This is a genomic window from Streptomyces lasiicapitis, assembly GCF_014646335.1.
In the GTDB taxonomy this organism is placed as follows: domain Bacteria; phylum Actinomycetota; class Actinomycetes; order Streptomycetales; family Streptomycetaceae; genus Streptomyces; species Streptomyces lasiicapitis.
In genome coordinates this window covers 141,226-167,624 of sequence record NZ_BMNG01000018.1, presented here as the reverse complement: position 1 = coordinate 167,624, position 26,399 = coordinate 141,226, and the positions used below count along the sequence as shown (strand labels likewise).

29 protein-coding genes are annotated in these 26,399 nt (G+C 70.9%); 14 read left to right on the top strand and 15 right to left on the bottom strand.

What is annotated here, in order from left to right; translation table 11 throughout:
• Positions 1–9: 9 nt before the first annotated feature.
• From IEY91_RS34475 to IEY91_RS34455, 5 genes are all read right to left on the bottom strand, one after another.
• Positions 10–1,140: a hypothetical protein gene (locus IEY91_RS34475; RefSeq protein WP_229697419.1), complete on the bottom strand. Its 1,131-nt coding sequence runs from the start codon at positions 1,138–1,140 to the stop codon at positions 10–12.
• The gene (locus IEY91_RS34470) at positions 1,130–2,056 is read right to left on the bottom strand and encodes a COG1470 family protein (protein WP_189176987.1); all 927 of its coding nucleotides are present in this window, start codon (positions 2,054–2,056) and stop codon (positions 1,130–1,132) included. The genes IEY91_RS34475 and IEY91_RS34470 overlap by 11 nt, the downstream gene beginning before the upstream one ends.
• A 47-nt stretch (positions 2,057–2,103) precedes the next feature.
• Positions 2,104–2,856, bottom strand: a complete 753-nt coding sequence (locus IEY91_RS34465) for an LPXTG cell wall anchor domain-containing protein (protein WP_164324243.1) — start codon at positions 2,854–2,856, stop codon at positions 2,104–2,106.
• A gap of 223 nt (positions 2,857–3,079) precedes the next feature.
• Positions 3,080–3,589 (bottom strand): ATP-binding protein, encoded by a 510-nt coding sequence (locus IEY91_RS34460; protein ID WP_164324241.1) that lies wholly within the window; start codon positions 3,587–3,589, stop codon positions 3,080–3,082.
• Positions 3,590–3,912: 323 nt separating this feature from the next.
• Positions 3,913–4,281: an STAS domain-containing protein gene (locus IEY91_RS34455; protein WP_164324239.1), complete on the bottom strand. Its 369-nt coding sequence runs from the start codon at positions 4,279–4,281 to the stop codon at positions 3,913–3,915.
• A 274-nt stretch (positions 4,282–4,555) separates the two neighbouring features.
• On the opposite strand from IEY91_RS34455, the gene IEY91_RS34450 reads away from it, so the two are divergent.
• Complete coding sequence (locus IEY91_RS34450; RefSeq protein ID WP_189177020.1) at positions 4,556–5,551, top strand: RNA polymerase sigma factor SigF; 996 nt, start codon at positions 4,556–4,558, stop codon at positions 5,549–5,551.
• A gap of 106 nt (positions 5,552–5,657) precedes the next feature.
• Here the strand turns inward: IEY91_RS34450 and IEY91_RS34445 are convergent, their stop codons facing one another.
• Positions 5,658–6,350, bottom strand: a complete 693-nt coding sequence (locus IEY91_RS34445; protein WP_189176986.1) for an aspartate/glutamate racemase family protein — start codon at positions 6,348–6,350, stop codon at positions 5,658–5,660.
• Between the two features lie 33 nt (positions 6,351–6,383).
• Positions 6,384–6,794, bottom strand: a complete 411-nt coding sequence (locus tag IEY91_RS34440; protein ID WP_189176985.1) for an ATP-binding protein — start codon at positions 6,792–6,794, stop codon at positions 6,384–6,386.
• Between the two features lie 115 nt (positions 6,795–6,909).
• Here IEY91_RS34440 and IEY91_RS34435 point away from each other — a divergent pair, with 115 nt between their 5' ends.
• From IEY91_RS34435 to IEY91_RS34405, 7 genes are all read left to right on the top strand, one after another.
• Positions 6,910–7,797 (top strand): helix-turn-helix domain-containing protein, encoded by an 888-nt coding sequence (locus IEY91_RS34435; protein ID WP_189176984.1) that lies wholly within the window; start codon positions 6,910–6,912, stop codon positions 7,795–7,797.
• Complete coding sequence (locus IEY91_RS34430; RefSeq protein WP_189176983.1) at positions 7,742–7,957, top strand: DUF397 domain-containing protein; 216 nt, start codon at positions 7,742–7,744, stop codon at positions 7,955–7,957. The genes IEY91_RS34435 and IEY91_RS34430 overlap by 56 nt, the downstream gene beginning before the upstream one ends.
• A gap of 208 nt (positions 7,958–8,165) precedes the next feature.
• The gene (locus IEY91_RS34425; protein ID WP_373288088.1) at positions 8,166–8,381 is read left to right on the top strand and encodes a hypothetical protein; all 216 of its coding nucleotides are present in this window, start codon (positions 8,166–8,168) and stop codon (positions 8,379–8,381) included.
• A gap of 4 nt (positions 8,382–8,385) precedes the next feature.
• Positions 8,386–8,898: a DUF6879 family protein gene (locus tag IEY91_RS34420; protein WP_189177018.1), complete on the top strand. Its 513-nt coding sequence runs from the start codon at positions 8,386–8,388 to the stop codon at positions 8,896–8,898.
• Positions 8,882–9,739, top strand: coding sequence for a helix-turn-helix domain-containing protein (locus IEY91_RS34415; RefSeq protein WP_229697417.1), 858 nt, complete (start codon positions 8,882–8,884; stop codon positions 9,737–9,739). The genes IEY91_RS34420 and IEY91_RS34415 overlap by 17 nt, the downstream gene beginning before the upstream one ends.
• A 38-nt stretch (positions 9,740–9,777) precedes the next feature.
• On the top strand, positions 9,778–10,038 hold the full coding sequence (locus tag IEY91_RS34410) for a DUF397 domain-containing protein (RefSeq protein WP_189176982.1): 261 nt from the start codon (positions 9,778–9,780) through the stop codon (positions 10,036–10,038).
• A gap of 35 nt (positions 10,039–10,073) precedes the next feature.
• Positions 10,074–10,580 carry a hypothetical protein gene (locus IEY91_RS34405; protein WP_189176981.1) on the top strand — a complete coding sequence of 169 codons (507 nt, stop codon included), beginning with the start codon at positions 10,074–10,076 and terminating at the stop codon, positions 10,578–10,580.
• On the opposite strand, the gene hutI is transcribed toward IEY91_RS34405, so the two are convergent.
• The 4 genes from hutI to hutU form a co-directional block, all read right to left on the bottom strand.
• Positions 10,543–11,733, bottom strand: a complete 1,191-nt coding sequence (hutI, locus tag IEY91_RS34400; protein WP_189176980.1) for an imidazolonepropionase — start codon at positions 11,731–11,733, stop codon at positions 10,543–10,545. The two genes, IEY91_RS34405 and hutI, sit on opposite strands and share 38 nt — an antisense overlap.
• Before the next feature lie 373 nt (positions 11,734–12,106).
• Positions 12,107–13,462 carry a formimidoylglutamate deiminase gene (locus tag IEY91_RS34395; RefSeq protein ID WP_189177016.1) on the bottom strand — a complete coding sequence of 452 codons (1,356 nt, stop codon included), beginning with the start codon at positions 13,460–13,462 and terminating at the stop codon, positions 12,107–12,109.
• On the bottom strand, positions 13,459–14,691 hold the full coding sequence (locus tag IEY91_RS34390) for an allantoate amidohydrolase (RefSeq protein ID WP_189176979.1): 1,233 nt from the start codon (positions 14,689–14,691) through the stop codon (positions 13,459–13,461). Before IEY91_RS34390 ends, IEY91_RS34395 begins: the two co-directional genes overlap by 4 nt.
• Before the next feature lie 155 nt (positions 14,692–14,846).
• Complete coding sequence (hutU, locus tag IEY91_RS34385) at positions 14,847–16,505, bottom strand: urocanate hydratase (RefSeq protein WP_189176978.1); 1,659 nt, start codon at positions 16,503–16,505, stop codon at positions 14,847–14,849.
• A 131-nt stretch (positions 16,506–16,636) separates the two neighbouring features.
• Here hutU and IEY91_RS34380 point away from each other — a divergent pair, with 131 nt between their 5' ends.
• Both IEY91_RS34380 and IEY91_RS34375 read left to right on the top strand, forming a co-directional pair.
• Positions 16,637–18,100: a type III PLP-dependent enzyme domain-containing protein gene (locus IEY91_RS34380; RefSeq protein ID WP_229697416.1), complete on the top strand. Its 1,464-nt coding sequence runs from the start codon at positions 16,637–16,639 to the stop codon at positions 18,098–18,100.
• A gap of 152 nt (positions 18,101–18,252) precedes the next feature.
• On the top strand, positions 18,253–19,620 hold the full coding sequence (locus IEY91_RS34375) for an APC family permease (RefSeq protein ID WP_189176977.1): 1,368 nt from the start codon (positions 18,253–18,255) through the stop codon (positions 19,618–19,620).
• Between the two features lie 45 nt (positions 19,621–19,665).
• On the opposite strand, the gene IEY91_RS34370 is transcribed toward IEY91_RS34375, so the two are convergent.
• The 4 genes from IEY91_RS34370 to IEY91_RS34355 form a co-directional block, all read right to left on the bottom strand.
• Positions 19,666–20,100: a type II toxin-antitoxin system VapC family toxin gene (locus IEY91_RS34370; RefSeq protein ID WP_229697413.1), complete on the bottom strand. Its 435-nt coding sequence runs from the start codon at positions 20,098–20,100 to the stop codon at positions 19,666–19,668.
• Positions 20,079–20,330 carry a hypothetical protein gene (locus IEY91_RS34365; RefSeq protein ID WP_164324209.1) on the bottom strand — a complete coding sequence of 84 codons (252 nt, stop codon included), beginning with the start codon at positions 20,328–20,330 and terminating at the stop codon, positions 20,079–20,081. The genes IEY91_RS34370 and IEY91_RS34365 overlap by 22 nt, the downstream gene beginning before the upstream one ends.
• 106 nt (positions 20,331–20,436) lie before the next feature.
• Positions 20,437–21,270 (bottom strand): MurR/RpiR family transcriptional regulator, encoded by an 834-nt coding sequence (locus IEY91_RS34360; protein ID WP_189176976.1) that lies wholly within the window; start codon positions 21,268–21,270, stop codon positions 20,437–20,439.
• Positions 21,267–22,844: an aromatic amino acid ammonia-lyase gene (locus tag IEY91_RS34355; protein ID WP_229697428.1), complete on the bottom strand. Its 1,578-nt coding sequence runs from the start codon at positions 22,842–22,844 to the stop codon at positions 21,267–21,269. The genes IEY91_RS34360 and IEY91_RS34355 overlap by 4 nt, the downstream gene beginning before the upstream one ends.
• Before the next feature lie 142 nt (positions 22,845–22,986).
• On the opposite strand from IEY91_RS34355, the gene IEY91_RS34350 reads away from it, so the two are divergent.
• Genes IEY91_RS34350 through IEY91_RS34335 form a run of 4 tightly spaced genes read left to right on the top strand, consistent with a single transcriptional unit; the run spans position 22,987 to position 26,394 of the window.
• The gene (locus tag IEY91_RS34350; RefSeq protein WP_189176975.1) at positions 22,987–24,093 is read left to right on the top strand and encodes an ABC transporter ATP-binding protein; all 1,107 of its coding nucleotides are present in this window, start codon (positions 22,987–22,989) and stop codon (positions 24,091–24,093) included.
• Positions 24,090–24,737: an ABC transporter permease gene (locus tag IEY91_RS34345; protein WP_189176974.1), complete on the top strand. Its 648-nt coding sequence runs from the start codon at positions 24,090–24,092 to the stop codon at positions 24,735–24,737. Before IEY91_RS34350 ends, IEY91_RS34345 begins: the two co-directional genes overlap by 4 nt.
• A 5-nt stretch (positions 24,738–24,742) precedes the next feature.
• A complete protein-coding gene (locus IEY91_RS34340) occupies positions 24,743–25,414 on the top strand; it encodes an ABC transporter permease (RefSeq protein ID WP_164324201.1) in 672 nt (223 codons plus the stop codon).
• Between the two features lie 11 nt (positions 25,415–25,425).
• Complete coding sequence (locus IEY91_RS34335; protein WP_189176973.1) at positions 25,426–26,394, top strand: ABC transporter substrate-binding protein; 969 nt, start codon at positions 25,426–25,428, stop codon at positions 26,392–26,394.
• Positions 26,395–26,399: the final 5 nt, after the last annotated feature.

The window sequence follows — 26,399 nt, the reverse complement described above, 5'->3', positions numbered from 1 at the left end:
GTTTCCTGCTCATGGCTGTCCTTTCGTCGTGGGGCCGTTGTCGGACGGTGCGGAGAGCTGTCCCGCCGGTGCGCCCGGGTCGGTGTCCGGGCTGAACCAGGGCAGGGTGGTCGTGGGGGGCGCCTGCGCGGGGGCGGGCGGGGGGCCGCCGCGGTCCGCGGCCTGGGCCGACTGCGGCAGGCGCAGCTTCGGCAGGCGTCCGGTGAGTTCGCCGATGCGGGTGGTGCGGTGGCGGCCGGGGGCGCGGCGGCGCCGGTCCGGGCGGAGGCGGTCGACGAGCACCATGCCGACGCGGAACACGGCCGCGGGCACGACGACGCAGAGCAGCACCCAGAACAAGGTGACGCCCCAGGGCCGCCCGACGCCCCACGGCTGCTCGGCGAGCACCTTGTCGGCGAACCGCAGCGACACCAGGTAGTCGCCGTGCGCGCCCGCGGGGAGCTCGACGGGCAGCTTGATCCGCGCCTTCTCGCCGGGCGCGATGGTGCCGCGCCACTGCTGTTCCTCCCACTTCGGGGCGAACACGCCGTGCGAGGTGCCGACCTGGAAGACGGGGTTCTTGACCGGCGCGGAGCCCACGTTGCCGACGGTGAAGACCAGGCTCCGCGACGGCGGGGAGCCGAACCAGGTGAGGATGCCGCCGGACCCGTCGAGCCGGGTGTCGGTGAGCACGGAGAGCCGCCCGCCCGCGCGCTGCTCGGGCAGCTGCTTCACCGGGTGCCCCGCCACCTTGAACTCCGCGTCCACGGCGGTCTTCGCGCCGGTCACGGTGGCGACGTGCACGACGCACGGGCAGGGCTTCGGGGGCTCGGTGACGGGCAGCTTCTTGCTGAAGGCGCCGTCGCCGTCGGTGGTGACGGCGCGCCCCTGGGAGTTGGCGCAGGAGTTGGTGCCGCCGGGCACGCCGACGGCGGTGGTGGCCTGCCCGCACACGAGCATCATCAGCAGCGTGTCGGGCCGCCAGCCCTTGCCCTTGACGGTGACCGAACCCCCGGTCCCCGCCTGGGACTTGGAGAGGGTGACGGTGGGCTTGTCGGCCGCGCGGGCGGCGGGAGCCGCGGTGAGGGCGAGGCCGAGCAGGGCGAGAGCAAGGCCGAGGACGGCCGCTTTCACAGTCTTGCCGTTCGACTTACCGTTCACTGGAGGCCTCCACCCGCCGACGCCGACGTACCGCAACAAAGCCCCCCACAACCACCGCGACCACCCCGGCAGCGGCCCCCGACACCACCGGCCAGGGCACGAGCCGCGCGGACCCGACCCCCACCTCGCGCACGCCCCCGCCCGCCGTGACCGTGAGCTTCACGTCCACCGCGTCGAGCGCGGGCATCCCGCCCCACGGCTCCGTGAGGGAGACCCGCCGCCCCGGCGCAAGCTCCAGGGGCAGCTTCCGCGCCCCGCGGTCGAGCAGCTCGCCGAACACCCCCTCGGCCCGCACCGCGACCCTCGGCTCAAGGACGGTGTTGCCGCGGTTGACCAGGTCGTACGAGATCCGCCCGGCCCCCGCGTCCACGCGGACGCGCTCCACGGTGAGCGCGGACAGCGTGGGCCCGCTCACCCGCAGCCGCAGGGCCACCCGCTCGTCGTGCCCGCCGCCGCGCGCGACGACCTCACCGAGGTGGTCGCCGGGTGCGGCACCCGACGGCACCGTCACGGTGAACGGCACGTCGGCGCGCGTCCGCGGCGGCACGGTCACCTCGCGCTTCGCGAACGCGAGCCACTTCCCGGTGCCGGAGGGCCCCGCGCCGCGCAGGGTCACGGTGCGCGGCCGGGCCCCCGGGTTGGTGACGGACACGGTGTCCTCGAGTACGGCTCCGGGCTCGCCCTCCGCGTAGAAGTAGGGCCGCCCACCGTCCCGCGCGGACCGGGACCCGGCCCCGGCGGAGGGCGCGACGGACCAGGCGGGACGGTCGTCGACGGCCCGGGTGGGACCACTGTCGGCAGCCCGCGCGGCACCGTCGTCGACGGCCACCGCGGGGCCCGCCGCGCACCACGCGAGCAGCGCGGCGGCGCCCACGCACAGCGCACGCCGCGCATGCGTTCCCCATGTCGACGGCATCAGCGGCTCCCCCGTGCTCGTACCTCCCACACGTCACACGGCACGCCTCAGCGCGACCGCGCCGCCTGGTTCCGCCGGGTCAGCCACAGCACGCCGGCCGCGCCCGCGAGCAGCACGGTGCCGCCGAGGGTGCCGAGGGCGATCGCGGAGTCGGCGGGGCCGGTCTGCGGGAGTTCGTCGCCGCCGGAGGGCGCGCCCTGCGAGCCGCCGGAGGTGTCACCGGAACCCGAGCCAGAGCCGGAGCCCGATCCCGTGTCCGAGCCGGACCCGCCCGTGCCGCCGGACCCGCCGCCCGAGCCCTTGACGTCCAGCGTCAGGGACGGCTTGGGGTTGTTCGCGGGCGTACACGTCGTGGTCGTACCGAGCGCCTTGATCGTGAGGACCCCGGCCGTGAACGTGACCTTGCCGGACTTCTTGGGCGTGTACGTGCCCGACAAATCGCTGATCTTGATGGGGGTGTTGGCCGGAATGGCCTCGGGGTTGGTGGGCCCGGAGACCGCGACCGTGCCGCTCTCCGCGCCGCCCAGCTTGATCACCGCACTGGGCTTCATCGCGCCCTTGCCGAGTTCGACGGGGCTGGAGGAGACACCCTTCTGGAAGGACATGGTGAGCTTGTAACCGCTGCCGCTCTTCACGCTCTTGATCTCGATCGGCGAGACCGCCCCCTTGTTCCCGATGGGCGTCTTGCACTGGTAGTCCACGTCCTGGACCTCGGCCTGGGCGGGTGCGGCAAGGAGCAGAGCCGATCCGGCCAGGGCCGTGGCGAGGACGAGCGCGGCCGTCTGTTTCTGGTACGACACCTCGTTTTCCCCTCATGCCGTGGTGCGGGCTGAGTCCGTGCCGCGCGTGCGAATTTACTGACGGCACATCAGATTGGGCGCTCAAGGTACGCCCGGGGCCTTGCCGAGGGAAGACAAAGGACGCGCCGGATCCGTGATGATCCGACGCGTTGAGGAAACTTCAGGGGGCGGAGCGATTCAGCCGCCGAGGGAGCCCGTGGGCGAGGGGGCCCGGCCCCCCGGACTAGTTGGGGGCGCCCAACTCCGCCCATACCGTCTTGCCGGCCGAACCCGGCGTACGTACGACCCCCCAGTCCAGGCAGAGCCGCTGCACGATGAACATCCCGTGGCCGCCGGGCCGCCCCGCGCGGTGCGGGGTGCGCGGCGCGGGCGTACCGGCGCCGCGGTCGGAGACCTCGACGCGCAGGACCTTGCCCTCGCAGCTGAGCCAGAGCTCCTCGGGCCCCTCCGCGTGCAGGCACGCGTTGGTGACCAGCTCGGAGACCACGAGCAGCACGTCCTCGGCGGCGGCGCGGCGGTCGGCGCCGGCCGCGGGCAGCCAGCCCCAGGCGTGCAGCGCGTCGCGGGTGAAGTCGCGCGACAGGGGCACGACACCGCTGGCCCCGTTCAGGCTCAGCCTGCGGGCCTGGCGGCCCCCGGACTCCGGGGTGGCCGCGGGCTCGGGAGCAGCCGCCACGGCGGCCTCCGGCTCCGGGCCACGGTCGCCCGGCGAGTAAGGCCGGGTGGTGCTCATCAGCACTTCACCTCACCGACAAGAGGACCGGACAAGTGGCGGGTGCGCAGGGCCCCGGTGGCGGACCCCCGCCCGCCCGGATGCGTCCCGGCCGCTTGCCGTTCTGACTTCGATCTGACTGTTGACTTGATGCTTTTGACTCGATGAATGACTTGATGGATGTGGACGACAGACTCAGAGTGACTCCTGCCCTGCCGATCCGTGCGGACACCCATGGATTCGGCACGATCCGTGTGACGCTGGTAACGCATCGATCACACAGCGACAACTGACGCGTAACTCTTCTCGCCACGCACGGAGAGTCATCGGCGAGTCACCCCGACTCAGTCGGCCAGCGCCGCTTCGAGTGTGTCGTGGACGGTGAAGACGGCGTCGGCGCCAGTGATCTCGAACACCCGGGCCACCACGGGCAGCATCCCCGCCAGATGGACCCCACCCCCCTCGGCCTCGGCCTTGAGCCGGGCCCCGAGGAGCACGTTGAGCCCCGTCGAGTCGCAGAACTCCAGCCGTGAGCAGTCGACCACGAGGCGTGCGAAGCCGTCGTCGACACAGGCCTCCAGTGGCTCGCGCAACAGATCGGCGGTGTGGTGATCCAACTCACCCGCCGGAGTCACGACGGCACTGCGGCCCTCTTTTCGGACTTCGACCAGAAGCCGGCCCCGGTGTGCGCTGCCGACCGTCCCGCGGTCCATGCCGTCACTCTCTTCCCGACAAGTCGTGGGCTGTTGCTTGCGCGCTCATGTCGCGCGATGACGCTCTTGAACATTACGCCTTCCCTACGCTCCGGGGTACCCGAACATCCCCCCGAATTCGGACATTTCGCCACGGAAGCCACTTGCGACTCCGACGCGGAAGCGGGTAGGGGTAGAAGAGACACCAATCGAGACGGACGGCCATGGAGGCGCCGCACACCGCAGTGCACGTAGTGGCATCGGCAGCCATATGCCGAGAACGATGGAGGAGACCATGTCACCCCGGCTCGACGAATCGCGTACTGACCAAGCGACGTCGACACCCCCGCCGAACCGCACCCAGACCGCTGTTTCAGGGATCCCGGGTCCGGCCCACGAGGCCGCGCCGACCCTTGAGGCCGCCCCGACCGCCACGGCCGAGCCCCCGCTCGCAGGCGCCGGAGAGCTGCACGAGAGCGCCGAGAGCCTTGAGGGCCTCCCCGAGATCCCGCCGTACGACCAGGTGGGGCCGCTGGACGCGCGGGCCCTGTCCAAGACCCTCTTCGAGCGCCTCGAATCCCTCGAAGAAGGCACGCACGAACACGCATACGTCCGCAACACCCTCGTCGAACTCAACCTCGCCCTGGTGAAGTTCGCCGCCTCCCGGTTCCGCTCCCGCAGTGAGCCGATGGAGGACATCATCCAGGTCGGCACCATCGGCCTGATCAAGGCGATCGACCGCTTCGAGCTGAGCCGCGGCGTCGAGTTCCCCACCTTCGCGATGCCGACGATCGTCGGCGAGATCAAGCGCTTCTTCCGCGACACGTCGTGGTCGGTGCGCGTCCCGCGCAGACTCCAGGAACTCCGTCTCGACCTGGCCAAGGCGGGCGACGAGCTGGCCCAGAAGTTCGACCGCGCGCCGACAGTGGCCGAACTCGCCGAGCGCCTCGGCATCTCGAACGAAGAGGTCGTCGAGGGCATGGCGGCGTCCAACGCCTACACCGCCAGCTCGCTCGACGCCCAGCCCGAGGAGGACGACTCCGAGGGCGCCCTCGCCGACCGCATCGGCTACGAGGACCACGGCCTCGAAGGCATCGAGTACGTGGAGTCCCTCAAGCCCCTGATCGCCGAACTCCCGGCTCGGGACCGGAAGATCCTCTCCCTGCGCTTCGTCGCCAACATGACGCAGTCGGAGATCGGCGAGGAACTGGGCATCTCACAGATGCACGTGTCGCGACTCCTGTCGCGAACTCTCGTGAAGCTCCGCAAGGGGCTGACACTGGAGGAGTGACCCGCGCGTCGCCTCCGCCGTCCTTGAACGCCGATCGCCGGGCGGGCTCAATGTGTTGAGCCCGCCCGGCGATCGGCGTTCAACCCCGTCAACCCCCTCAACCCCCTCAAGCCCTGAGGGCCGCGTCCACGGCCGCCTCGGCATGGAGCCGCGTCGTCGGGAAGACGGGTACCGGGCTGTGCTCCTGCCCGATCAGCAGCTCGATCTCCGTACAGCCGAGGATGACGCCCTCGGCGCCGTCGCGCACGAGAGCCGCGATGACCTCCTGGTACGCGGCCCGCGACTCATCGCGTACCACGCCGAGGCACAACTCCTCGTAGATCACGCGGTGGACGACGTCCCGCCCCGCCTCGTCCGGCACAAGCACCTCAAGCCCATGGCTCGCGAGCCGGTCACGGTAAAAATCCTGCTCCATGGTGAACGCGGTGCCGAGCAGCCCGACCCGCCGCTCCCCCGCCGCGCGCACGGCCTCGGCGGTGGCGTCGCCGAGGTGCAGCAGCGGCACGGACAGCACACTCTCGACCTGCCCCGCGACCTTGTGCATGGTGTTCGTGCAGATCAGCACGAGATCGGCACCGGCCGCCTCAAGTCCCTTGGCGGCAGCGGCGAGTACATCCCCGGCCCGCTCCCACTCCCCCGCGACCTGCAGCCGCTCGATCTCCGCGAAATCCACGGAGTGCAGGACGCAGCGCGCGGAATGCAACCCGCCGAGCCGCTCCCGCACGAGTTCGTTGAGCAGCCGGTAGTACTCGGCGCTGGACTCCCAGCTCATGCCGCCGATGAGGCCGATGGTCTTCATGGGGCCAGGATGGCACTCGCGGGACAGCACGCCTCAGGTGGGCAGCGCCACACCGTGCCGCCCTCCCTCCAACTCGCACCAGACGGTCTTGCTGTCGGGCCCCTGTTCCACGCCCCAGCGCAGCGAGACCGCGTCAAGGAGGGCCAGTCCGCGGCCTGTCTCGTCGTCTCCGCCTACCCGGCGGAGCAGGGGCCAGGCACGCGGGTCGGGGTCGGTGACCGCCACCCGAACCCGGCCGCGCGCGCTGGTGAGGCGGACGGTCACCGGGGTGCCCTCGCCAACATGCCGGATCACGTTGCTGAGCAGTTCGCTGACGCAGAGCTGTACGTCGGGGTGAGGATCGCCGTACGGATGGCAGCTCAGGGTGCGGCGGACTTCGGGGACCGCTTTGGGGACGGCGAGCAGGGCCAGTTCGAAGGTTGGGTCTGGGTCTGGGTCTTGCATGGGGTACGCCTTCCGTGCGCTCTGTGATGGATCGGTCACACGGTGGCGTTTGGGCGGCGTAGCGTGACAGGGGTTTGGGTTGCGCAGGGCAACTGGCAAAGGACGGTGGTGCGTTGTGCCTCCTCGCAAGGATCCCGACGCGTCGGCGAGCGTTCCGGCCTTCTACGGCGCGGAGTTGCGCTTCAAGCGAGAGGCCGCGGGCCTCACCCTCGAACGGCTGGCTGAGGGAAGCTACCGAGGCGTCCCCTTTCTCAGCCAGATCGAGCGCGGCGAGCGACGCATGCCGTTCGATCTGGCCCAGCACGTCGACGCAAAGCTCCAGACGGACGGCTTTTTCCAACGCCGCTGTGAAGACGCGCGCAAGGCCCGCCAAGGCGGTCACGCCGAGTACTTCGCGGATGTCGCGGAGATGGAGCGGTACGCGGAGAGCATCGAGGAGTGGGCGCCGATGATCGTGCCCGGACTGCTGCAAACTCCGGCGTACGCCCGCACGATCGTACGGGCGGCACTGCCCCGGGCCTTGGGCGATGAGGTCGAGAAGAAGGTGAATGCCCGGATGGAACGGGCCGAGCTCTTCGAACGGGAGCAGCCTCCGGAGTACTGGGTGATCATGGATGAGTCGGTGATCCGCCGCCGAGCACTCCCACTGGAGCAGATGGCCGAACTGCTGGAGCACATTGCCGAGGTGGTCAAGACCACCGGCTCCATTCTGCAGATCGTTCCGGAAACGACCGCCGCACACCCGCTCATGATGGGCATGGCCAAGGTCATGACCTTCCCGGACTCCCCTCCCGTGGTGTACACGGAAGGCCTCCACAGCGGCCAACTCATCGACTACCCAGCGCTCGTGAAGCAGTACCGAGGGTCGTACGATCTGCTCAGGGCCGCCGCACTGCCGCCTGGGGCGTCCCTGGCCATGATCGAGGATGCGGCTGAGGATTACCGAAATGGCAAGCCACGACACCGACTTGAGCGCCGCGACCTGGCGGAAGAGCAGCTATAGCAACGGCACCGGCGGCGACTGCGTCGAGATATCCGACAGCCTCCCCGGCATCGTCCCCGTCCGGGACACCAAGGTCCCGCACGGCTCGGCCCTCGTGTTTCACACGACCGCCTGGGCGCCCTTCATCACCGCCGTCACAGAAGGCGAACTGACCGCTTGAGGGGAGCTGTCCGTGCCGTTGGACGGCGAAAACTGGCGTCGGATCAGGCACTGATCGCGCGCCCCACCTGTGTAGTGGCTGGTCAAGGCGCCTTCTGTCAGAACTTGCCCCACGGTTCTATGCGGCTACGTGACTAGAGCGCGGGCCGCTCTTGTGACGGGGGTATGACCATCCGTAGCTTGCTGACCACACAAACCGGAGGGTCTCAGTGGACGAACTGCGGATGATTGCCGGCGGACCGTGCAGGAGCGACGACGACAAGTGCGGGAACGGCGACTGCCCGACCGTGTACGCGACGCCGGAACCCGGGATGTTGGCGATCCAGGGATACGACGTGATCCACCCGACGCCCGATGGCGAATCGGTCGTGTTGATCCCCGAAGACATCCTGAAGGAGGCGGCCCGTGCCCGTGGATGGCTCTAGCCCCGTGCTGCTGGACGGCGACGCATGGCAGGCGTACTTCCGCGACTTCAAGCGTTCCGCCTTCCGGCTGGAAGTCCACCAGACGTACACCATGCCCACCGAGGCCGAGACGGTCCGCGACTTCCTTGCCGGAGCCCAGAAGCCCGACGGCTTCAACGAGTCGTGGCACCAGACGATCAGAAACCACGCGGCAGCCGGGCGGACGATGACACGCGCCAAGATCATGCGCCGACCGCTCACGCCGTACAGCCGGTACCTGTTCGAGTGGTGCATCCCCGGAAATGTCGCAGCCGGGGAGGACTACCAAATCGTTGATGTGACCGACCAGTCGAACTCTGGACTTCCAGAACAGGACTTCTGGATGTTCGACGAATCGACGGTCGTACACCTCAACTACCGTCCCGACGGAACGCAGATCAACCGCGAACTGATCCAAGACCCAGACACGGGTAAGTATCTCGCATGGAGGGATCTCGCCCTGGAAAGGGCCGTGCCGTTCAGTGCCTATCGAACCTGAGACGCAAGCACGGGAACGGAAGGACTTGGCGGAGGCCCTTCGGGGTCTCCGCCGCGCTTCCGGCCTCAGCGGTGAACGCCTTGCGCTCCGCTGCAACATGAGCCAGACGAAGATCAGTCGTATTGAGACCGGTCGCGCGCTGCCCACGGTCATTGACGTCGAGCGAATCCTCAAGGCGTTGACTGTTCCCGACGAAGTTTCCGACGAGCTCATACAACTGGCGCGCAGAGCCAATGTTGACTACGCATCTTGGCGTGCGTATGCACGTGTCGGCCTCTACCACAAGCAAGCCGAGCTGAAGGCGCTTGAGTCTTCCTCGCGAGCGATGCGGCACTTCCTGCCCGCCATCCCTACCGGCCTCCTGCACGTCCGCGAGTACGCCATCGAGACGCTGTCCCCCACGGTGGACAGCGATCCGGCCAGGAATGTCCGCAGGGCCGTGCAGGCCCGCATGGACCGCCAGGCCATCTTGGACGACACGTCACGCTCGTTCTGGTTCCTGATGACCGAGCAGGCCGTGAAGTGGCGACGGGCGAGCGCTGAAGCCATGGCGGCGCAGTGTGCGCACATGGCGAAGGTCAACAGGAAGCCCAACGTCGAGATCGGAATAGTCCCGAAAGGCGTACAGGTTCCCGGTACTCCGATGAACATCTTCGTCGTCTACGACGACCGCCTTGTCACGGTCGAACTGTTCTCCGGGGAAGTCGTGCTGCGCGACCCCCGGGATATCGCCCAACATCTGAGTCTGTTCGACCTGTTCTGGTCTCACGCTCTCACCGGCGATGACGCTTCAGCCTTTCTGACCGAAACCGCCGAAGGCTTTATGCATCATCGCAACTAGCGCTCCACATCGACCCATTGGGGCGCAATGATGGGTTCATGAAGAACAAAGACAAGACCTCAGAATCCAGCAGGCTTTGCCTGTACGACCTCCCCCTCTCCGAGGCCGCCGTGTTCAGCAAGGTGTGCGGTGGCAACACGCATCCGGACGGCGAATCGTGCGTGACTCTCGCCAAGATTGGTGAGGGTGCTTGGGCGATGGGGGACAGCAAGCGGCCCGACGTCGCGCCCCTGCGTTTCAGCACGGCCGAGCTGGACGCGGCCGGTATCGACCCGGCGAGGTTCGGGCTCTCCGCCTGACCGCTCACGGCCTGGGGCCGCGAAAGGGAAGACAGTTGCACCACCATGGCTACCTGTGGACCGGCCCCAAACAGCGGTTCGACGACGAGGCGCTGCGTCGGCCTCCGCCTCCGCACCCACCCCCGGACAGCAGCAGCCCCGAGCTGATTCAGCGACACCGGGAGGTGAGGGCGGAGTTCCCCGTCGTGGATCTGCCGCCGCTGGAAACGGCGTACTGGCTGATCAAGCCGGAGAAGCTGATCCGGGGCACGTGGGACGAGCCGAAGGGCGCGGCTGCCTGGTTCGGGGAGCGGTTGGCCGAGTACGCGCCTCGGTTCGGCTCCGAGGCCGAGCGGGAGGGTCGGCGTCTCGCGGGGCTCGTCGGGTCCGCTGCCGCTCGGCTCGGGTGGGGCGGGGACGTGTCCCACGGCTGCTATCTGGAACGGCCCTTGTTCCTGTCGCTGGCCCTGGTGTGCTGCTCCCCTAATCGCTCCATGCCTGAAGTGGCCTGCCCCGCAAGGGCCCTCAGCGCACGCGTGCGCCCCGCTGCCACACCTCCGTGACCAGCGGGACCCCCGGGCGGTACGCCAGGTGGACGTGGCTCGGGGCGTCGAGGAGGGTCAGGTCGGCTCGGGTGCCCGGGGTGAGGCGGCCCACGTCCGTGCGGCGCAGGGCCGCGGCGCCGCCCGCTGTGGCCGACCAGAGGGCCTCGTCCGGGGTCATCCCCATGTCCCGTACGGCGAGGGCGATGCAGAAGGGGACCGAGGACGTGAAGGACGAGCCCGGGTTGCAGTCCGTGGAGAGGGCCACCGTGGCGCCCGCGTCCAGGAGGCGGCGGGCGTCGGGCCACTCGGCGCGGGTGGAGAACTCGGCGCCGGGGAGGAGGGTGGCGACAGTCCGGCTGTTCGCCAGGGCGTCTACGTCCGCGTCCGTCAGGTGCGTGCAGTGGTCGGCGCTCGCCGCGTCCAGTTCCACGGCGAGCTGGACGCCGGGGCCGTAGCTGAGCTGGTTGGCGTGTACGCGCGGGTGCAGGCCCTTCGCCTTGCCCGCCGTGAGGATCGCCCGCGCCTGGTCGCCGTCGAACGCGCCCTTCTCGCAGAACACGTCCACCCAGCGCGCGTGCGGCGCGCACGCCTGGAGCATCTCGCCGGTCACCAGGGCCACGTACGCCGCCGGGTCGTCCGCGTAGTCCGGCGACACGATGTGGGCGCCCAGGAACGTGACCTCGTCCGTGTGGCGGGCCGCGATGCGCAGGGCGCGGGCCTCGTCCTCGGTCGTCAGGCCGTACCCCGACTTCGTCTCGAACGTCGTCGTGCCCTGGCGCAGGGCCTCGCGGAGGTAATGGGTGACGTTCGCCTCCAGCTCCGCGTCCGTGGCCGCGCGGGTCGCGGCGACCGTCGTACGGATGCCTCCGGCCTCGTACGGGCGGCCCTCCATGCGGGCGTTGAACTCCTTGGTGCGGTCGCCTGCGAAGAGGAGGTGGGAGTGGGAGTCGACGAAGCCGGGGATGGCCGCGTGGCCCTTTGCGTCGTACGTCTCGTCCGCCGCGGGGGCCTTGGCGGTCGGGCCCACCCAGGCGACGGTTTCGCCGTCCAGGACGACTGCGGCGTCCTCGACCAGGCCGAGGGGGCCCTCTCCGAGGGTGGGGTCGTTGGTGACGAGGCTGGCGATGTTGGTGATGACGGTGGTGGTGGCGGCGGTGGCGGTTGTCGTCATGGTCCTGTCCGTGGGTGGTGGGGGTGTGCCTCCGGCGGTTGTTTCCCCAATCCCGCCCCTTCCCGAGACCGGGGGCTCCGCCCCCGGGCCCCCGGGGTGGGTGTCCCCTTCGGGCGGGACGGGCCTCCGCCGTACATGGGGCTGCGCCCCTTTCCCCGCTATCGCCGCTTCGCGGCTCGTCCTCAAACGCCGGACGGGCTGGGAGTGCCGGCTGCGTGCCGTCGTGCGAGTTGGGGCGGGTGGGTGGGAAATAGCCCGTCCGGCGTTTGAGGACGAGGCCGTTCAGGCCGATACGGGGGTCCGGGGGCGGAGCCCCCCACGCGGCGGAGCCGCAAATCGATACAGCCGGGAAGGGGCGGGGTGGGGGGAAAGCTCAGCGCAGCGTCACCACCGCCTCCGTCAGCGCCGACGGCACGTCGGGGAGCAAGGTGTGCACGCCGTCGCGGACCACGTGGCGGCCCCCCACCACGGTGTGGCGGACATCCACCGCCGAGGCCGCGAACACCGCCACCTCCGCCGCGAGCCGCGGCACCGCCCCGGCCGTCCGGACGGAGTCGAGCGCGACGGTGGCGAAGTCGGCGAGGGCGCCGGGTTCGAGGGACCCGGCGTCGGCCCAGCCGAGGGCGGCGTGGCCGTCGGCGGAGGCCGCGCGGAGGAGCGCGGCGGCGGTCCAGTGCCCGCGGGTGCGCGAGCGGAGGCGTTCGTCGAGCTCCATGGCCCGCGCCTCTTCGAAGAGGTCGATGACGGCGTGGCTGTCGCTGCCCAGGGAGAGGGTGCTGCCCGCGCGCTGGAGGGCGGGCGCGGGCCCGATGCCGTCGGCGAGGTCGCGCTCGGTGGTCGGGCACATGCAGGTGCCGGTGCCGGACCCGCCGATGAGGGCGATGTCGGCGTCGGTGAGGTGGGTGTTGTGGACACCGGTGGTACGGGGACCGAGCACGCCGTGGTCGGCGAGCAGCCGCGTCGGCGTGCAGCCGTGCACGGCGAGGCAGGCGTCGTTCTCGGCGGTCTGCTCGGACAGGTGGACGTGCAGCGGCGCCCCGCGCGAGGCGGCCCACTCGGCGACGGTCCCCAACTGCCGCGCGGGCACGGCCCGTACGGAGTGGATGGCGGCGCCGATGCGGACGTGTTCGCGATCGCCCTCCTTGAGGAGGGACACCCGCTCGGCCCAGGCCTCGGCCGTACCGTCGGAGAAGCGCAGCTGGTGACGGTTGGGCGGCTCGCCCTCCGCGGCGCTGCGCAGCCCCGAAGCGACGTACGCGGTGTCGAGGAGCGTGATGCGGATGCCCGCGTCGGCGGCCGCGGCGATGAGGGCCTCGCCCATCGCGTTCGGGTCGGCATACGGCGTGCCGCCGGGCGCGTGGTGGAGGTAGTGGAACTCGCCGACGGCCGTGACGCCGGCCAGCGCCATCTCCGCGTACACGGCCCGCGCGAGCGCGTGGTACGTCTCCGGGGTGAGGCGGTGGGCCACGGAGTACATGACCTCGCGCCACGTCCAGAACGTGCCGCTGCCGACCTGCACGGTGGAGCGCAGCGCGCGGTGGAAGGCGTGCGAGTGGGCGTTGGCGAGGCCGGGGAGCGTCAGGCCGCGCAGGACGGTCGCGCCGGGCGGCGGGGTTTCGACACCGGTGCGTACGGCCGCGATCCGGCCGTCGGCCCCGACGTCGAGCGCCACGCCGGGCTCGACGTTCGGCTCCAGCCAGGCGTGCTCGGCCCAGTAGGTGTGCGTCAGCGGCACGCGAGACCCTCCAGTACGTCGGCCAGTGCGCGCACCCCGGCCAGGCAGTCGTCCTCGGCGGCGTACTCGGCGGGCGAGTGCGAGACGCCCGTGGGGTTGCGCACGAACAGCATGGCGGTGGGGACCGACTCGGACAAAATACCCGCGTCGTGCCCGGCGCCGGTGCCGAGTACGGGGATGTCGCGGCCCTGGCCGGTGTGCTCGCGCAGGATCGCGCCCAACTCGTCGCGCAGCGCGTGCTGGAACTCCACGACGGGCGTGAAGGACTCCCGTACGACGGCGAGGTCGATGCCGTGCCGGTCGGCGTAGTCGTGGGCCGCCTTCTCGATCGCGGTCACCACCGTGTCGAGGGTGTCCTGGTCGGCGGCGCGCGAGTCCAGCCAGCCGCGGACCAGGGACGGGATGGCGTTCACGCCGTTCGGCTCGACCGCGATCTTGCCGAACGTGGCGACCGCGCCCGCGAGTTCCGCCTCGCGGCGGGCCGCGAGGACCGTCTCGGCGTACGACAGCATCGGGTCCCTGCGGTCCACCAGACGGGTGGTGCCCGCGTGGTTGGCCTCGCCGCGGAAGTCGAAGCGCCAGCGGCCGTGGGGCCAGATGGCGCTGGCGATGCCCACGGGGTCGCCGGAACCCGCGGCGGAGCCGCTATTGGACAGAGCCAGGGCTCTGCCCTGTTCCACGTGCAGCTCCACGAACGCGCCGATCCTGGCCAGGCGTTCGGGGTCCGCGCCGATCGTCGACGGGTCGTAGCCCGCCGCCTCCATCGCCTCCGGGAGGCTGACTCCGTCCGCGTCGCGGAGTTCGTACGCCGCTTCGCGGGTCAGTTTGCCCGCGGTGAGGCGGGAGCCCACGCAGGCCAGGCCGAAGCGGGCGCCCTCCTCGTCGCCGAAGTTCGTGATGGCGAGGGGCTTGGTGAACTTCGCTCCCCTGGCGCGGAGTTCGTCGAGCGCGGCGAAGGACGACACGACGCCGAGGGGGCCGTCGAAGGCTCCTCCGTCGGGGACGGAGTCCAGGTGGGAGCCGGTGACGACCGCGTCCCCTGCGGTCGGGTCGCCGAGCCAGGCCCACTGGTTGCCGTTACGGTCCGTCTCGTAGGTCAGGCCTCGGGTCTCCGCCTGCTCCTGGAACCAGGTGCGGCAGTCCGCGTCTGCGCCTGTCCAGGCGGAGCGCCTGTAGCCGTGGGTGTCGGGGTTGCGGCCGATGGGGCTGAGGTCTGCCCACATCTGGTGGAAGGTGGGCCCTGCCGGGGGCGGGCTGGGAGTGTGCCGGTTGTTTTCAGCCCGTCCGGCGTTTGAGGACGAGGCCGAAGGCCGATGCGGGGGTCTGGGGGCGGAGCCCCCAGTCTCGGGACGGGGCGGGTTGGGGGAGATCTCCTCGTTCACTCGGACTCCCGCATGGGAATGCGTACGCCCCGCTCGTCCGCCACCGCGTCAGCGGAGTCATAGCCCGCGTCCACGTGCCGGATGACCCCCATCCCGGGGTCGTTCGTCAGCACGCGCCGCACCTTCTCGCCCGCGAGCTTCGTGCCGTCGGCCACCGACACCTGCCCCGCGTGGATGGAGCGGCCCATGCCCACCCCGCCGCCGTGGTGCAGGGAGACCCAGGAGGCGCCGGAGGCGACGTTCACCATGGCGTTCAGGAGGGGCCAGTCGGCGATCGCGTCGGAGCCGTCGAGCATGGCCTCGGTCTCGCGGTAGGGCGAGGCGACGGAGCCGCAGTCGAGGTGGTCGCGGCCGATGGCGAGGGGGGCCTGGAGCTCGCCGGAGGCCACCATGTCGTTGAAGCGCTCGCCGGCCTTGTCGCGCTCGCCGTAGCCGAGCCAGCAGATGCGGGCGGGCAGGCCCTGGAAGTGGACGCGCTCGCCGGCCATCTTGATCCAGCGGTGCAGGGACTCGTTCTCGGGGAAGAGGTCGAGTATCGCCTTGTCCGTCTTGTGGATGTCGGAGGCCTCGCCGGACAGGGCCGCCCAGCGGAAGGGGCCCTTGCCCTCGCAGAAGAGGGGGCGGATGTAGGCGGGTACGAAGCCGGGAAACGCGAACGCGCGCTCGTAGCCCGCGAGTTGGGCCTCGCCGCGGATGGAGTTGCCGTAGTCGAAGACCTCGGCGCCCGCGTCCATGAAGCCGACCATGGCCTCGACGTGCTTGGCCATGGACTCGCGGGCGCGCTGCGTGAAGCCCGCCGGGTCCTTCTCGGCCGCCGTCGCCATGTCGTCGAAGTCGACGCCGACGGGGAGGTAGGCGAGCGGGTCGTGGGCGCTCGTCTGGTCGGTGACGATGTCGACGGGGGCGCTCTCGGCGAGCATCCGCGGCAGCAGTTCGGCGGCGTTGCCGAGGAGGCCGATCGACAGCGGGCGGCGGGCGTCGCGGGCCTCGACGGCGAGCTGGAGGGCGTGCTCCAGGGAGTCCGCCTTCACGTCCAGGTACTTGTGCTCGATGCGGCGCTCGATGGCGCGCGGGTCGACGTCGATACAGATCGCGACGCCGTCGTTCATCGTCACGGCGAGCGGCTGCGCGCCGCCCATGCCGCCGAGCCCGGCGGTGAGCGTGATCGTCCCGGCGAGCGTGCCGTTGAACTTCTTCGCGGCGACGGCGGCGAACGTCTCGTACGTGCCCTGGAGGATGCCCTGCGTACCGATGTAGATCCACGAACCGGCCGTCATCTGGCCGTACATGGTGAGGCCGAGCTGCTCCAGGCGGCGGAACTCCTCCCAGTTCGCCCAGTCGCCGACCAGGTTGGAGTTGGCGATGAGGACGCGCGGCGCCCACTCGTGGGTCTGCATGACGCCGACCGGGCGGCCGGACTGGACGAGCATCGTCTCGTCCTGCTTGAGGGTCTTGAGCGTGCGCACCATCGCGTCGAAGGAGCGCCAGTCGCGGGCCGCCTTGCCGGTGCCGCCGTAGACGACGAGCTTGTCGGGGTGCTCGGCGACCTCGGGGTCGAGGTTGTTCTGGAGCATCCGCAGGGCGGCCTCCTGCTGCCATCCCAGGGCGCTCAGTTCAGTGCCGCGCGGCGCTCGTACGGGGCGGGGTCCTGACATGGCAGTGCCTCCTCGATGCTGTGACGGTTCGATGCTGTGACGTTGATATTCACATCCTGGAGTCGTGAATAGACCTAGTCAATAGGTCGGCGGGGCAGCGGGGGCGGCGCACGGGTGATTGTCTGGATCACATGGGCCTCGACGACTGGACCGACCGGCGGTCGGACGAAGACGAAACCGATCAGCTCACGCGCGTCCTCGGGCCGACGGCGCCCCAGGCCCCGCCCCAGGCTCCACCCCAGGGCGCCCCCGCCAGTGACCGCCGCGACCAAGCCGTCCGCGCCGCCGTGGAGCAGGGCATCGTCGGCCCCGACACCCCCCTCGCCGGGCTCCTCGACATCGCCGGGATCCGCGCGGGCGCCGCCGCCCTGCGTGCCGCCTTCGACGAGGTCACCGCCCCCGGCACCCCCGTCCTGCACGCCTTCGCCGTGAAGGCGACCCCCCTCGTCCCGGTCCTGCGCCTGCTGCACGACGCCGGGATCGGCGCGGAGGTCGCGAGCCCCGGCGAGCTGGCCCTCGCGCGCGCCGCCGGGATCCCGCCCGCGCACACCGTCCTCGACTCCCCCGCCAAGACCCCCGCCGAACTGCGCGAGGCCCTCGCCCTCGGCATCGCCGTCAACGCCGACAACCCGCAGGAACTGGCCCGCGTCGACGCGCTCGTCCAGTCCGCGCCCACCCGCTCCCCGCTCGGGATCCGGGTGAACCCGCAGGTCGGCGGCGGCTCGATCGAGGCGCTCTCCACGGCCACCGCCACCTCCAAGTTCGGGGTGCCGCTGCGGGACGACGGCGTGCGCGAGTGGGTCGTACGGGCGTATCTGGACCGGCCCTGGCTGACCCGGCTGCACGCGCACTCCGGCTCCCAGGGCATGCCCCTCGATCTGATGGTGGGCGGTGTCTCGGCGACGTACGAACTCGCCGAGGAGATCAACTCGCGCGCCGGCCGCCGCCAGATCGACACCCTCGACATCGGCGGCGGGCTTCCTGTGAACTTCGCCTCGGACGAGGAGACACCGACGTTCGCCCAGTACGCGCGGCTCCTGCGGCGCGAGGTGCCCGGACTGCTCGACGGGCGCTACGGCCTGGTCACCGAGTTCGGCCGGTCGCTGCTCGCCAAGCACGGCACGCTGCTCGCGCGCGTCGAGTACGTGAAGTCGGCGGGCGGACGCCCCATCGCGCTGACGCACGCGGGCGTGCAGGTGGCGACGCGCACGGTGTACGCGCCCGAGTCCTGGCCGCTGCGGATCGCCGCGTACGACGCGAAGGGGCGCCCCAAGTCCGGCCCCGCCACCGGCCAGGACATCGCGGGCCCGGCCTGCTTCGCGGGCGACCTGCTCGCACGGGACCGCCCGCTGCCGCCCCTGGAACAGGGCGACCACGTGGCGGTCCTGGACACCGGCGCGTACTACTTCGCCCACCACTACTCGTACAACAGCCTGGCCAGGCCCGGGATCCACGGCTTCGCGACGGACTCGCGGGAGGGCGGTGGAGCGGTGCGGTTCGCGGTGGTGCGGGCGGCGCAGCGGGTGGAGGAGATCGTGGCGGAGGCGGGCGGGGGGCTGCGGGACGGGCTGCGCGAGCTCGGGGGCAGGGGCTGAGCCCGCTCGACTCCCGCACCCGCTGATCCCACTCGACTCCCGCACCCTCTGAGCTTGCTCAACTTCCGCATCATCACCGGCTCGCGCGGGCAGAAGATCCTTCCCAGTCGGAGGCCGGCGACGGTCCACCGTCACCCTCGGGGGAGGCTCCTGTGACGACGTCAGGAACGAACGGCACCACCACCCCACCAGCCGCCGAGGAACCGGGCCTGAAGCGCGTGCTCGGCCCCAAGCTCCTCATCCTCTTCGTGATCGGCGACATCCTCGGCACCGGCATCTACGCCACCACCGGCAAGGTCGCGGGAAAGGTCGGCGGCGCGCTGTGGCTGCCGTTCGCGATCGGGTTCGTCGTGGCGATCCTGACGGCGGCCTCGTACGTCGAACTCGTCGGCAAATACCCGAAGGCGGCGGGCGCGGCCCTCTACACGCAGAAGGCCTTCAAGGTCCCCTTCGTCACCTTCATCATCGCGTTCATGGTGATGGCCTCGGGCCTGTCCTCGGCGAGCGCGGCGGCGCGGGCCTTCAGCGGTGACTATCTGAGCGAGCTGACCGGGGACGCGCTGCCGCCGACGCTGGTGGCGATCACGTTCATCCTGGTGCTCGCGGCGCTGAACCTGCGCGGTGTCTCGGAGTCGGTGAAGACCAACGTCGTCCTGACCGTGGTCGAGCTGACCGGCCTGCTCATCATCCTCGCGATCGGCGCATGGGCCGTCCTCGGCGGGGACGGTGAGCCGGCCCGGCTCACCGAGTTCGAGTCGGACGGCACCGGATACGCCCTGCTCACCAGCGTCCTCGGGGCCACCGCCCTCGGCTTCTTCGCCTTCGTCGGATTCGAGGACTCCGTGAACATGGCCGAGGAGACGAAGGATCCGACGCGTACGTTCCCCAAGGCGATCTTCATCGGCGTGGCCGTGACCGGCACGATCTACGTCCTCGTGGCCCTGGTCTCGTCCCTCCTGGTCGACTACAAGACCCTGTCGGGTTCGTCCGGCCCCCTCCTCGAGGTGGTAAAAGCCGGTGGTGTCGACTTCCCCCACAAACTCTTCGCCCTGATCGCCCTGTTCGCGGTCACGAACTCGGCCCTCATCAACATCATGATGGCTTCGCGGCTCTGCTACGGCATGGCCAACGAGCGCATCCTGCCGCGGGCGATGAGCCGCGTCCTGCCGCGCCGCCGCACGCCCATCGTGGGCATCGTCTTCGTCTCGCTGCTCGCCGTCGGCCTGGTCTCCACCGGCGAGATCGAGGGCCTGGGCGACACGACAGCCTTCCTCCTCCTCTGCGTCTTCGCCGTCGTCAACGTCACGGTCCTGGTCCTGCGCCGCGACCCCGTGTCCCACCCCCACTTCCGCACCCCCACCGCCCTCCCCGTCCTCGGCGCCATCACGGCCCTCATCCTGGCCAGCCCCCTCGCGGACCGCCCGGCGGAGGTCTACATCCGCGCGGGGGTGCTGGTGGCGATCGGGGTGGGGTTGTGGGTCGTGAACAAGGTGGTTTTGCGGGTGCGGGAGGAGGGCTAGGGGTGGTGCGCGGGGGTGGGCGGCCGCAGGGTGTGCGTACCCGGCTCACGGAAACAGCGTGAAGGCTTTTGTGTGCCGGGGGCGGACCGCCGAAAAGTGGCGGTGGTCGAGCGTCGCCACTTCGGTCAGCCCGAGCCGCTCGGCCACCGCGACAACGGAGGCATCAACCGTGCCGAGAGGAAAGTCGGCGTACCGGCGTACCAGTTCGGCGACCCGCACGTAGTCCTCGGTGGTGAGGTCGACGGCTTCGAGCGTGCCGACCGAGAACAAGTCGAGGAAAACGGCCTCATTGTCCGGGCCGAGGCGGCGCTCGATGAGCTGTGAGGTCTCCACGATCACGGGCGCGGGCACCAACAGTCGCCCCCGCAAGGTGCTGACGTACGCCACGCACTGGGTGTGGTCGGCGTCGTCCTCGTCTGCGACCGCGTACAGGACACCGGTATCCAGAAGGTGGCACCTCAACGGTTCTCGTCGCTCCACTCCGCGGTGAGCTCCCGGTGCGATCGTGCCGTGTCCGTGTGGCCTGACCGCCCCATGCCGGCGAAGGCGGCGAAGCCGGGGCGTTCGGCCGCTGGAGGCAGTGCCTCGTCGGCCACGTACACGGCGATCTCCGGGTCCGTGTCCACGACGGCGCGAAGGTGCCGGAGCTTCTCCGGCGGCAGCCTGTCGATCAGGTGCCGGAGGTGGTCGTAGTCCTCTGCCTCGGTCATGATTCGAGCCTACGCCGGAGCATCGGCACCCGGCAGGAGTCACGGTCCCCTCACCCGGAAGGGGCGCCCGCGCGCGGAGCGCGCTGATGGATGCAGCGGGGAAGGCTCACTCCACGAAAAGACCCCGCTCCGCCGCCCCCACATCAAATTCCTCCAACCGCGCCTGCGCGTCCGGCAACCCGTCGCACATCGCTTCCAGGAGGACCCGGCCGAGGAGCATGGGCGCGCAGGCCGTGTCGAAGGCGAGGCCCGTGCCGACGGCCGCCGGGAGGAGGAGGTCGGAGTGCGCGGCGACGGGGGCGAAGGCGGAGTCGGCGACGGTGACGACGGTGAGGCCGGCGGTGCGGGCGTAGGCGAGGGCGTCGACGACCTCGCGGGGGTGGCGAGGTAGGGCGAAGCACAACAATGCAGACGCCCCGGCGCGGACTGCCGCGTCCACGCGGTCGGTCAGCATGGAGCCGCCCTCGTCGAGGAGACGCACGTCGGGGTGCACCTTCGCGGCGAAGTAGGAGAACCCGTACGCCTGGGAGGCAGCGGCACGCAGCCCGAGGACGGGCAGGGGGCGGGAGGAGGCGAGGACGCGCCCCGCCCGCTCCACGGGCGCGGGGTCGGCGAGGAGTTCGGCGAGGTGGCGGAGGTTCTCGATCTCGGCGTGCACGGCCTGCTGGTACTCGTTGAGATCGGCTTCGGCTCCGGCAGTCGCGGGCGCGACCTCGCGCAAGTGCCGCCGCAGCGCGGGATAGCCGTCGAAGCCGAGCGCGACCGCGAAGCGGGTCACGGACGGCTGGCTGACGCCGGCGAGTTCGGCGAGCTCGACGCTGGAGAGGAAGGGCGCGTCGGCGGCCCGCCGCACCATGCAGTGGGCGATGCGCCGCTGGGTGGGCGTCAGCCGGTGCCCCTCGAAGAGCACCTGAAGCCGCGCCGCGGGACTGTCACTCATGCCGTACCTCTCCACCCTGTCCAACCTGTCGCACCCGCGCCCTGAGGCCCCTCCGGCCAAGCGCTCTCGCCCGCCCCAGGGCCCAGCTGTTCCCACAGCTCCGTGAACCGGTCGAGCAGGGCGGCCGCCGCCGTCACATCATCCGTCAGCGGACGGTCCACGGTGTCCTGCTCCAGGACGGAGGCGGCGAGTTCGTACGCCCACGTCACCGGAAGCCCGGCGTCGAGCCGCAGGTCGCGCTGGCGCAACGCCCGTACGGCGGCGACGAGTTCGCATCCCACCACGAGCCGGTAGGCACTGCACGCCCGCAGCGCCTGCCGCGAGGCGAGGGACGCGAAGCTCGCCTGTTCCTCGACGCCGCGCGAGAGCACCGCGTGGCCGAGCGAGGCGGGGGCGGAGAACGCCCGCAGGTCACCGAGGGCCGCGCCCGCCGCGTACTCCAGGATCATCACCCCGGACGAGGCAGGCTCGGCGTCGGCCAGAAAGGGCCGCAGGCGCGTGAACGACGGTTCGTTGAGGGTGGAGAGGCGGGAGCTGGACAGGCGGGCCGCCTGGGTCACGGCGAGTCTGAAGTGGTCCAGGGACAGGGCGAGTTGGGCCATGTAGAAGCCGCCGTGGTGGTACGCCGCCATGTCCTCGGGTGAGATCAGGGGGTTCTCGGCGGCCGCGTTGATCTCGACCGTCAGGACGTTCTCCAGGGCGTCGGCGGCATCGTGCGCGGGCCCGTGGATCTGCGGGACGCAGCGGAACCCGTACGGGTCCTGGATCCGGCCGAGCGGCGGCGTCGGGCGGTCGGCGGCGCCGAGCAGCCGGCGCATGCGCTCGGCGACGGCGTACGAGCCGGGGTGCCGCCGCGCCTCGTGGACGGGCAGCGCGTACGCCTCGTACGAACCATCGACGGCGAGGAGTGAAAGGCCCGCCACCACCTGGGTCGCGCCGAGGAGTCCGCGCAGCTCGTGCAGGGCGAGGGCGGACTGGCCGAGGGTGAGCGCGTTGCTGCTGATCAGGGCGAGCGCGTCGTTGTTGTCCAGGGGCTGGGGGCGGGGGGCCGCGCCCTCCCAGGGGTGTTCGCCGGCGAGGGCGAGGCCCATCTGGGAGAGGGCCGCGATGTCGCCGGTGCCGACGGATCCGAACTCGTTCACCTTCGGGTACGCCCCGGTGTCAAGCGCCTCGCACAGCGCCGTCACGACGCTCGGGCGCAGTCCGGCGCCGCCCGCGAGGAGCTGGTTGGCGCGGACGGCGAGCATCGCGCGGACCTCGCGGGCGGGCAGTTCGGCACCGATGGCGCCCGCGTGGGAGCGCAGGAGCCTGAGGCCGTGGTCGGCGGCGGCCTCGGTGGGCACGTCCTCGGTGCGGTTGGCGCCGACGCCCGTGGAGCGGCCGTACACCCGGCCCCAGGAGGCGATCTGGCGGGCCGCGTTCCAGGACTCCTCGACGCGCTTCATGGCGTCGGTGCCGGGCACGGGCCGCGCGGCGGAGTCGGCGAGACGTACGACATCGGCGACGGGCAGCCCCAGCCCGTCGAGGACGACCACGGGGACGTCGGCCACCGAGTCCGCGATATGAGACGGCATCACACGCATTTCCTCCTCAAACCGGACCGCAGATCTCGCCCGTCGAGCACTCGTTACCAGTGATTTACGCCGGAGCATTGACAACCTATTCAGGTACCGAGAACTCTGCATGACGATATACAGCCGGGCAAGGGACTCACTCATGATCCAGTTCGACACGGTCCACAAACGCTTCCCGAACGGCACCACGGCGGTCGACGACCTCTCCCTCGACCTGCCGGAAGGCGGCGTCACCGTACTCGTCGGATCCTCCGGCTGCGGCAAGACGACGACCCTCCGAATGATCAACCGAATGGTCGACCCGACGTCGGGAACCATCCGCGTCGGCGGCCGCGACGTGCTCGACCAGGACGCCGCCGAACTGCGCCGCTCCATCGGCTACGTCATCCAGCAGTCGGGCCTGTTCCCGCACCGCACCGTCCTCGACAACGTCGCGACCGTGCCGCTGCTGCTCGGCTGGGGCCGCCGCAAGGCGCGCGCCCGCGCCGCCGAGCTGCTCGACACCGTCGGCCTCTCCCCCGACGCGGGCAAGCGCTACCCGCACCAGCTCTCCGGCGGCCAGCAGCAGCGCGTGGGCGTGGCGCGGGCGCTCGCCGCCGACCCGCCGGTACTGCTCATGGACGAGCCGTTCGGCGCCGTCGACCCGGTCGTACGCACCCAGCTCCAGGACGAACTCCTGCGCCTGCAGGAGGAGTTGGGCAAGACGATCGTCTTCGTCACGCACGACATCGACGAGGCCGTACGGCTCGGCGACCGCATCGCCGTGTTCCGCACCGGCGGCCGCCTGGTGCAGTGCGCGCCGCCCGCCGAACTCCTCGCCCGACCCGTCGACGACTTCGTCGCGGACTTCCTCGGCGCCGAGCGCGGCCTGAAGCTGCTCTCCCTGACCACGCTCGCGGGTGTCCCGCAGGGCCCGGCCCCCGACGGCGGCCGCTGGACCCTCGCCCTCGACTCCGCCCGCAAGCCCCTGGCCTGGCACGACACCGAGACGAACGTCCGGACCCCGCTGCGCGCGCTGCGTGACGGCGACTCCCTGCTCGCCGCCCTCAACGAGTCCATAGCCGCCCCCGGCGGCCTGGTGGCACGTGTCGACTCCACCGGTGTCCTCACCGGCGTCAGCTCCCGCGACGACATCCACACCCACGCGGGCGCGGCCCACGCCCAGGCGGCACTCACTGGGAATGCCCCGAGCGCACCCACCGGCCCCGGCCCCGGCGAGGGCGCCCCCGCCAAGGACGCCGCCGCATGAGCGTCGACTGGTCGTGGATAGCCGACCACACCGACGACCTCACCACCCTCACCGTCAACCACCTCCAGGCCGCCCTCTCCGCCGTCTTCTTCGGCCTGCTGATCTCGCTGCCCCTGGCGGTCCTCGCGCACCGCGTCCGCCCCCTGCGCGGCCTCCTCCTCGGCCTGTCCAACATCCTCTTCACGATCCCGTCGATCGCCGTCTTCGTCCTCCTGCTCCCGGTCTCGGGCCTCACCCGCACCACCACCGTCACCGGCCTGACGATCTACACCCTCGTCGTGCTCCTGCGGAACACCGTCGAAGGCCTCGACTCCGTCCCGCAGAAGACGAAGGAGGCGGCGAAGGCCATGGGCACCAAGCCGCTGCGCGCGCTCCTCACCGTCGAACTCCCGCTCGCGCTCCCGGTGATCATGGCGGGGGTGCGGATCGCGACCGTCATGTCGATCTCACTGGTCTCCGTGGCGACGTACATCGGGGACGGCGGCCTCGGCCAGCTCTTCACGGACGGATTCCAGCGCGACTTCCCCACGCCGGTGATCGCGGGCGTGGTCCTGACCCTGCTCCTCGCGCTGGTCGCGGACGCGCTGCTCGTCGCCGTCCAGTACGTCCTCACGCCCTGGAACCGACGCAGGCGGGAGGCCTGACCGCCATGTTCGAACTCTTCAAGGACCTCGGCGCCTGGCTCGTCGACGGCGACCAGTGGGCGGGCCAGGACGGCATCGGCCACCGCCTCACCGAACACCTCCAGTACTCGCTGCTCGCCACCCTGGTGGCCGCCGTGATCGCGCTGCCGATCGGGCTGCTCATCGGGCACACCGGACGCGGCGCGTTCGTCGCGATCAACCTGGCGTCGTTCGGGCGCGCGCTGCCCACCGTCGGCCTGGTCGTCCTGGTCTTCCTGGCCAGCGGGCTCTCCATGTGGCCGGTGTACGTGGCGCTCGTCGCGCTCGCCGTGCCCGCCATCGTCACCAACACCTACGCCGGGATGTCCGCCGTCGACCCGGAGGTGCGGGACGCGGCGCGCGGGCAGGGCATGCGCGGCCATCAGGTGCTCTTCCAGGTCGAGTTGCCGCTCGCGCTTCCGCTGGTCATGACGGGCCTGCGGCTCGCGCTGATCCAGGTGGTGGCGACGGCGACGATCGCCGCGTACGTCTCCTTCGGCGGCCTCGGCCGGTACGTGTTCGACGGCCTGGCCCAGCGCGACCTCGTGCAGGTGCTCGGCGGCGCCGTGCTCGTGGCCCTCGTCGCCGTCGTACTCGATCTGGCCCTGTCGGGTCTGCAGCGTGCCCTCTTCCGTCACCGCCCCGCCAAGTCCGCCTAGGAGTACGGCAGATGCCCCCCATCTCTCGCAGGCCCCTCAACCGCAGGACCCTCCTCGGCGGCCTGTTCGCCGCCGCCTCCGTCCCGGCCCTGTCCGCGTGCAGCGGCGGCATCACCTCGCTGAACGGCGACGGCGGTGGCGGCTCGGGCGGCGGCTCCAGCAAGGGCGGCGTCACCATCGGCACCGCCAACTTCACCGAGAACCAGGTGCTCGGGTACCTGTACGCGGCCGCCCTCGACGCGGCGGGCGTGAAGACCACCGTCCGCCCGAACCTCGGCACCCGCGAGATCCTCATCCCCGCCCTCCGCGGCGGCGACGTCGACCTGCTGCCCGAGTACCAGGGCGCGCTCCTGCACTATCTCGACCCGAAGGCGAAGGCCACCGAGGAGGGCGAGATGCAGAACGCCCTCGCGGTCGCACTGCCGCGCGGCCTCCAGATACTCCCCTACGGCGAGGCGGAGGACTCCGACGCCTTCGTGGTGACCCGCGAGACCGCCGACGAGTACGGCCTCACCTCCCTCGCCGACCTCGCCCGCCACAACGGCAAGCTGGTCATCGGCGCCGCGCCCGAGGTCAAGAAGCGCACGGTCGGCGCGGTGGGCCTGAAGGACGTGTACGGCGTGGAGTTCAAGGAGTTCAAGTCCCTGGACTCCTCCGGGCCGCTGGTGAAGGGCGCCCTGAAGAAGGGCGACGTCGACGTCGCGAACCTCTTCACCACCGACACCGACATCGCCGCCAACGACTGGGTGGTCCTCACCGACCCCAAGAACCTCATCCCCGGCCAGCACGTCGTCCCGCTCGTCGCCGACCGCAAGGCCGACTCGACGGTTCGCAAGGCCCTCGCGCGCCTCGGCGCCGCCCTGACGACCGAGCACCTCACCGAGCTGAACCGGCTCGTGGACAAGGAAAGGAAGGACCCCGAGGACGTGGCGAACGACTGGGCGGCGAAGCACGGCATCACGAAGAACGAGAAGGACTGAGGGGT

Bases quoted from the DNA above. Each gene is read 5' to 3' on its own strand.
- IEY91_RS34470 (WP_189176987.1), bottom strand. From the start codon at position 2,056: ATGCCGTCGACATGGGGAACGCATGCGCGGCGTGCGCTGTGCGTGGGC.
- IEY91_RS34460 (WP_164324241.1), bottom strand. From the start codon at position 3,589: ATGAGCACCACCCGGCCTTACTCGCCGGGCGACCGTGGCCCGGAGCCG.
- IEY91_RS34455 (WP_164324239.1), bottom strand. From the start codon at position 4,281: ATGGACCGCGGGACGGTCGGCAGCGCACACCGGGGCCGGCTTCTGGTC.
- IEY91_RS34450 (WP_189177020.1), top strand. From the start codon at position 4,556: ATGTCACCCCGGCTCGACGAATCGCGTACTGACCAAGCGACGTCGACA.
- IEY91_RS34445 (WP_189176986.1), bottom strand. From the start codon at position 6,350: ATGAAGACCATCGGCCTCATCGGCGGCATGAGCTGGGAGTCCAGCGCC.
- IEY91_RS34440 (WP_189176985.1), bottom strand. From the start codon at position 6,794: ATGCAAGACCCAGACCCAGACCCAACCTTCGAACTGGCCCTGCTCGCC.
- IEY91_RS34430 (WP_189176983.1), top strand. From the start codon at position 7,742: ATGGCAAGCCACGACACCGACTTGAGCGCCGCGACCTGGCGGAAGAGC.
- IEY91_RS34410 (WP_189176982.1), top strand. From the start codon at position 9,778: ATGAAGAACAAAGACAAGACCTCAGAATCCAGCAGGCTTTGCCTGTAC.
- hutI (WP_189176980.1), bottom strand. From the start codon at position 11,733: ATGACGACAACCGCCACCGCCGCCACCACCACCGTCATCACCAACATC.
- IEY91_RS34390 (WP_189176979.1), bottom strand. From the start codon at position 14,691: ATGTGGGCAGACCTCAGCCCCATCGGCCGCAACCCCGACACCCACGGC.
- hutU (WP_189176978.1), bottom strand. From the start codon at position 16,505: ATGTCAGGACCCCGCCCCGTACGAGCGCCGCGCGGCACTGAACTGAGC.
- IEY91_RS34380 (WP_229697416.1), top strand. From the start codon at position 16,637: ATGGGCCTCGACGACTGGACCGACCGGCGGTCGGACGAAGACGAAACC.
- IEY91_RS34365 (WP_164324209.1), bottom strand. From the start codon at position 20,330: ATGACCGAGGCAGAGGACTACGACCACCTCCGGCACCTGATCGACAGG.
- IEY91_RS34360 (WP_189176976.1), bottom strand. From the start codon at position 21,270: ATGAGTGACAGTCCCGCGGCGCGGCTTCAGGTGCTCTTCGAGGGGCAC.
- IEY91_RS34355 (WP_229697428.1), bottom strand. From the start codon at position 22,844: ATGCCGTCTCATATCGCGGACTCGGTGGCCGACGTCCCCGTGGTCGTC.
- IEY91_RS34350 (WP_189176975.1), top strand. From the start codon at position 22,987: ATGATCCAGTTCGACACGGTCCACAAACGCTTCCCGAACGGCACCACG.
- IEY91_RS34345 (WP_189176974.1), top strand. From the start codon at position 24,090: ATGAGCGTCGACTGGTCGTGGATAGCCGACCACACCGACGACCTCACC.
- IEY91_RS34340 (WP_164324201.1), top strand. From the start codon at position 24,743: ATGTTCGAACTCTTCAAGGACCTCGGCGCCTGGCTCGTCGACGGCGAC.
- IEY91_RS34335 (WP_189176973.1), top strand. From the start codon at position 25,426: ATGCCCCCCATCTCTCGCAGGCCCCTCAACCGCAGGACCCTCCTCGGC.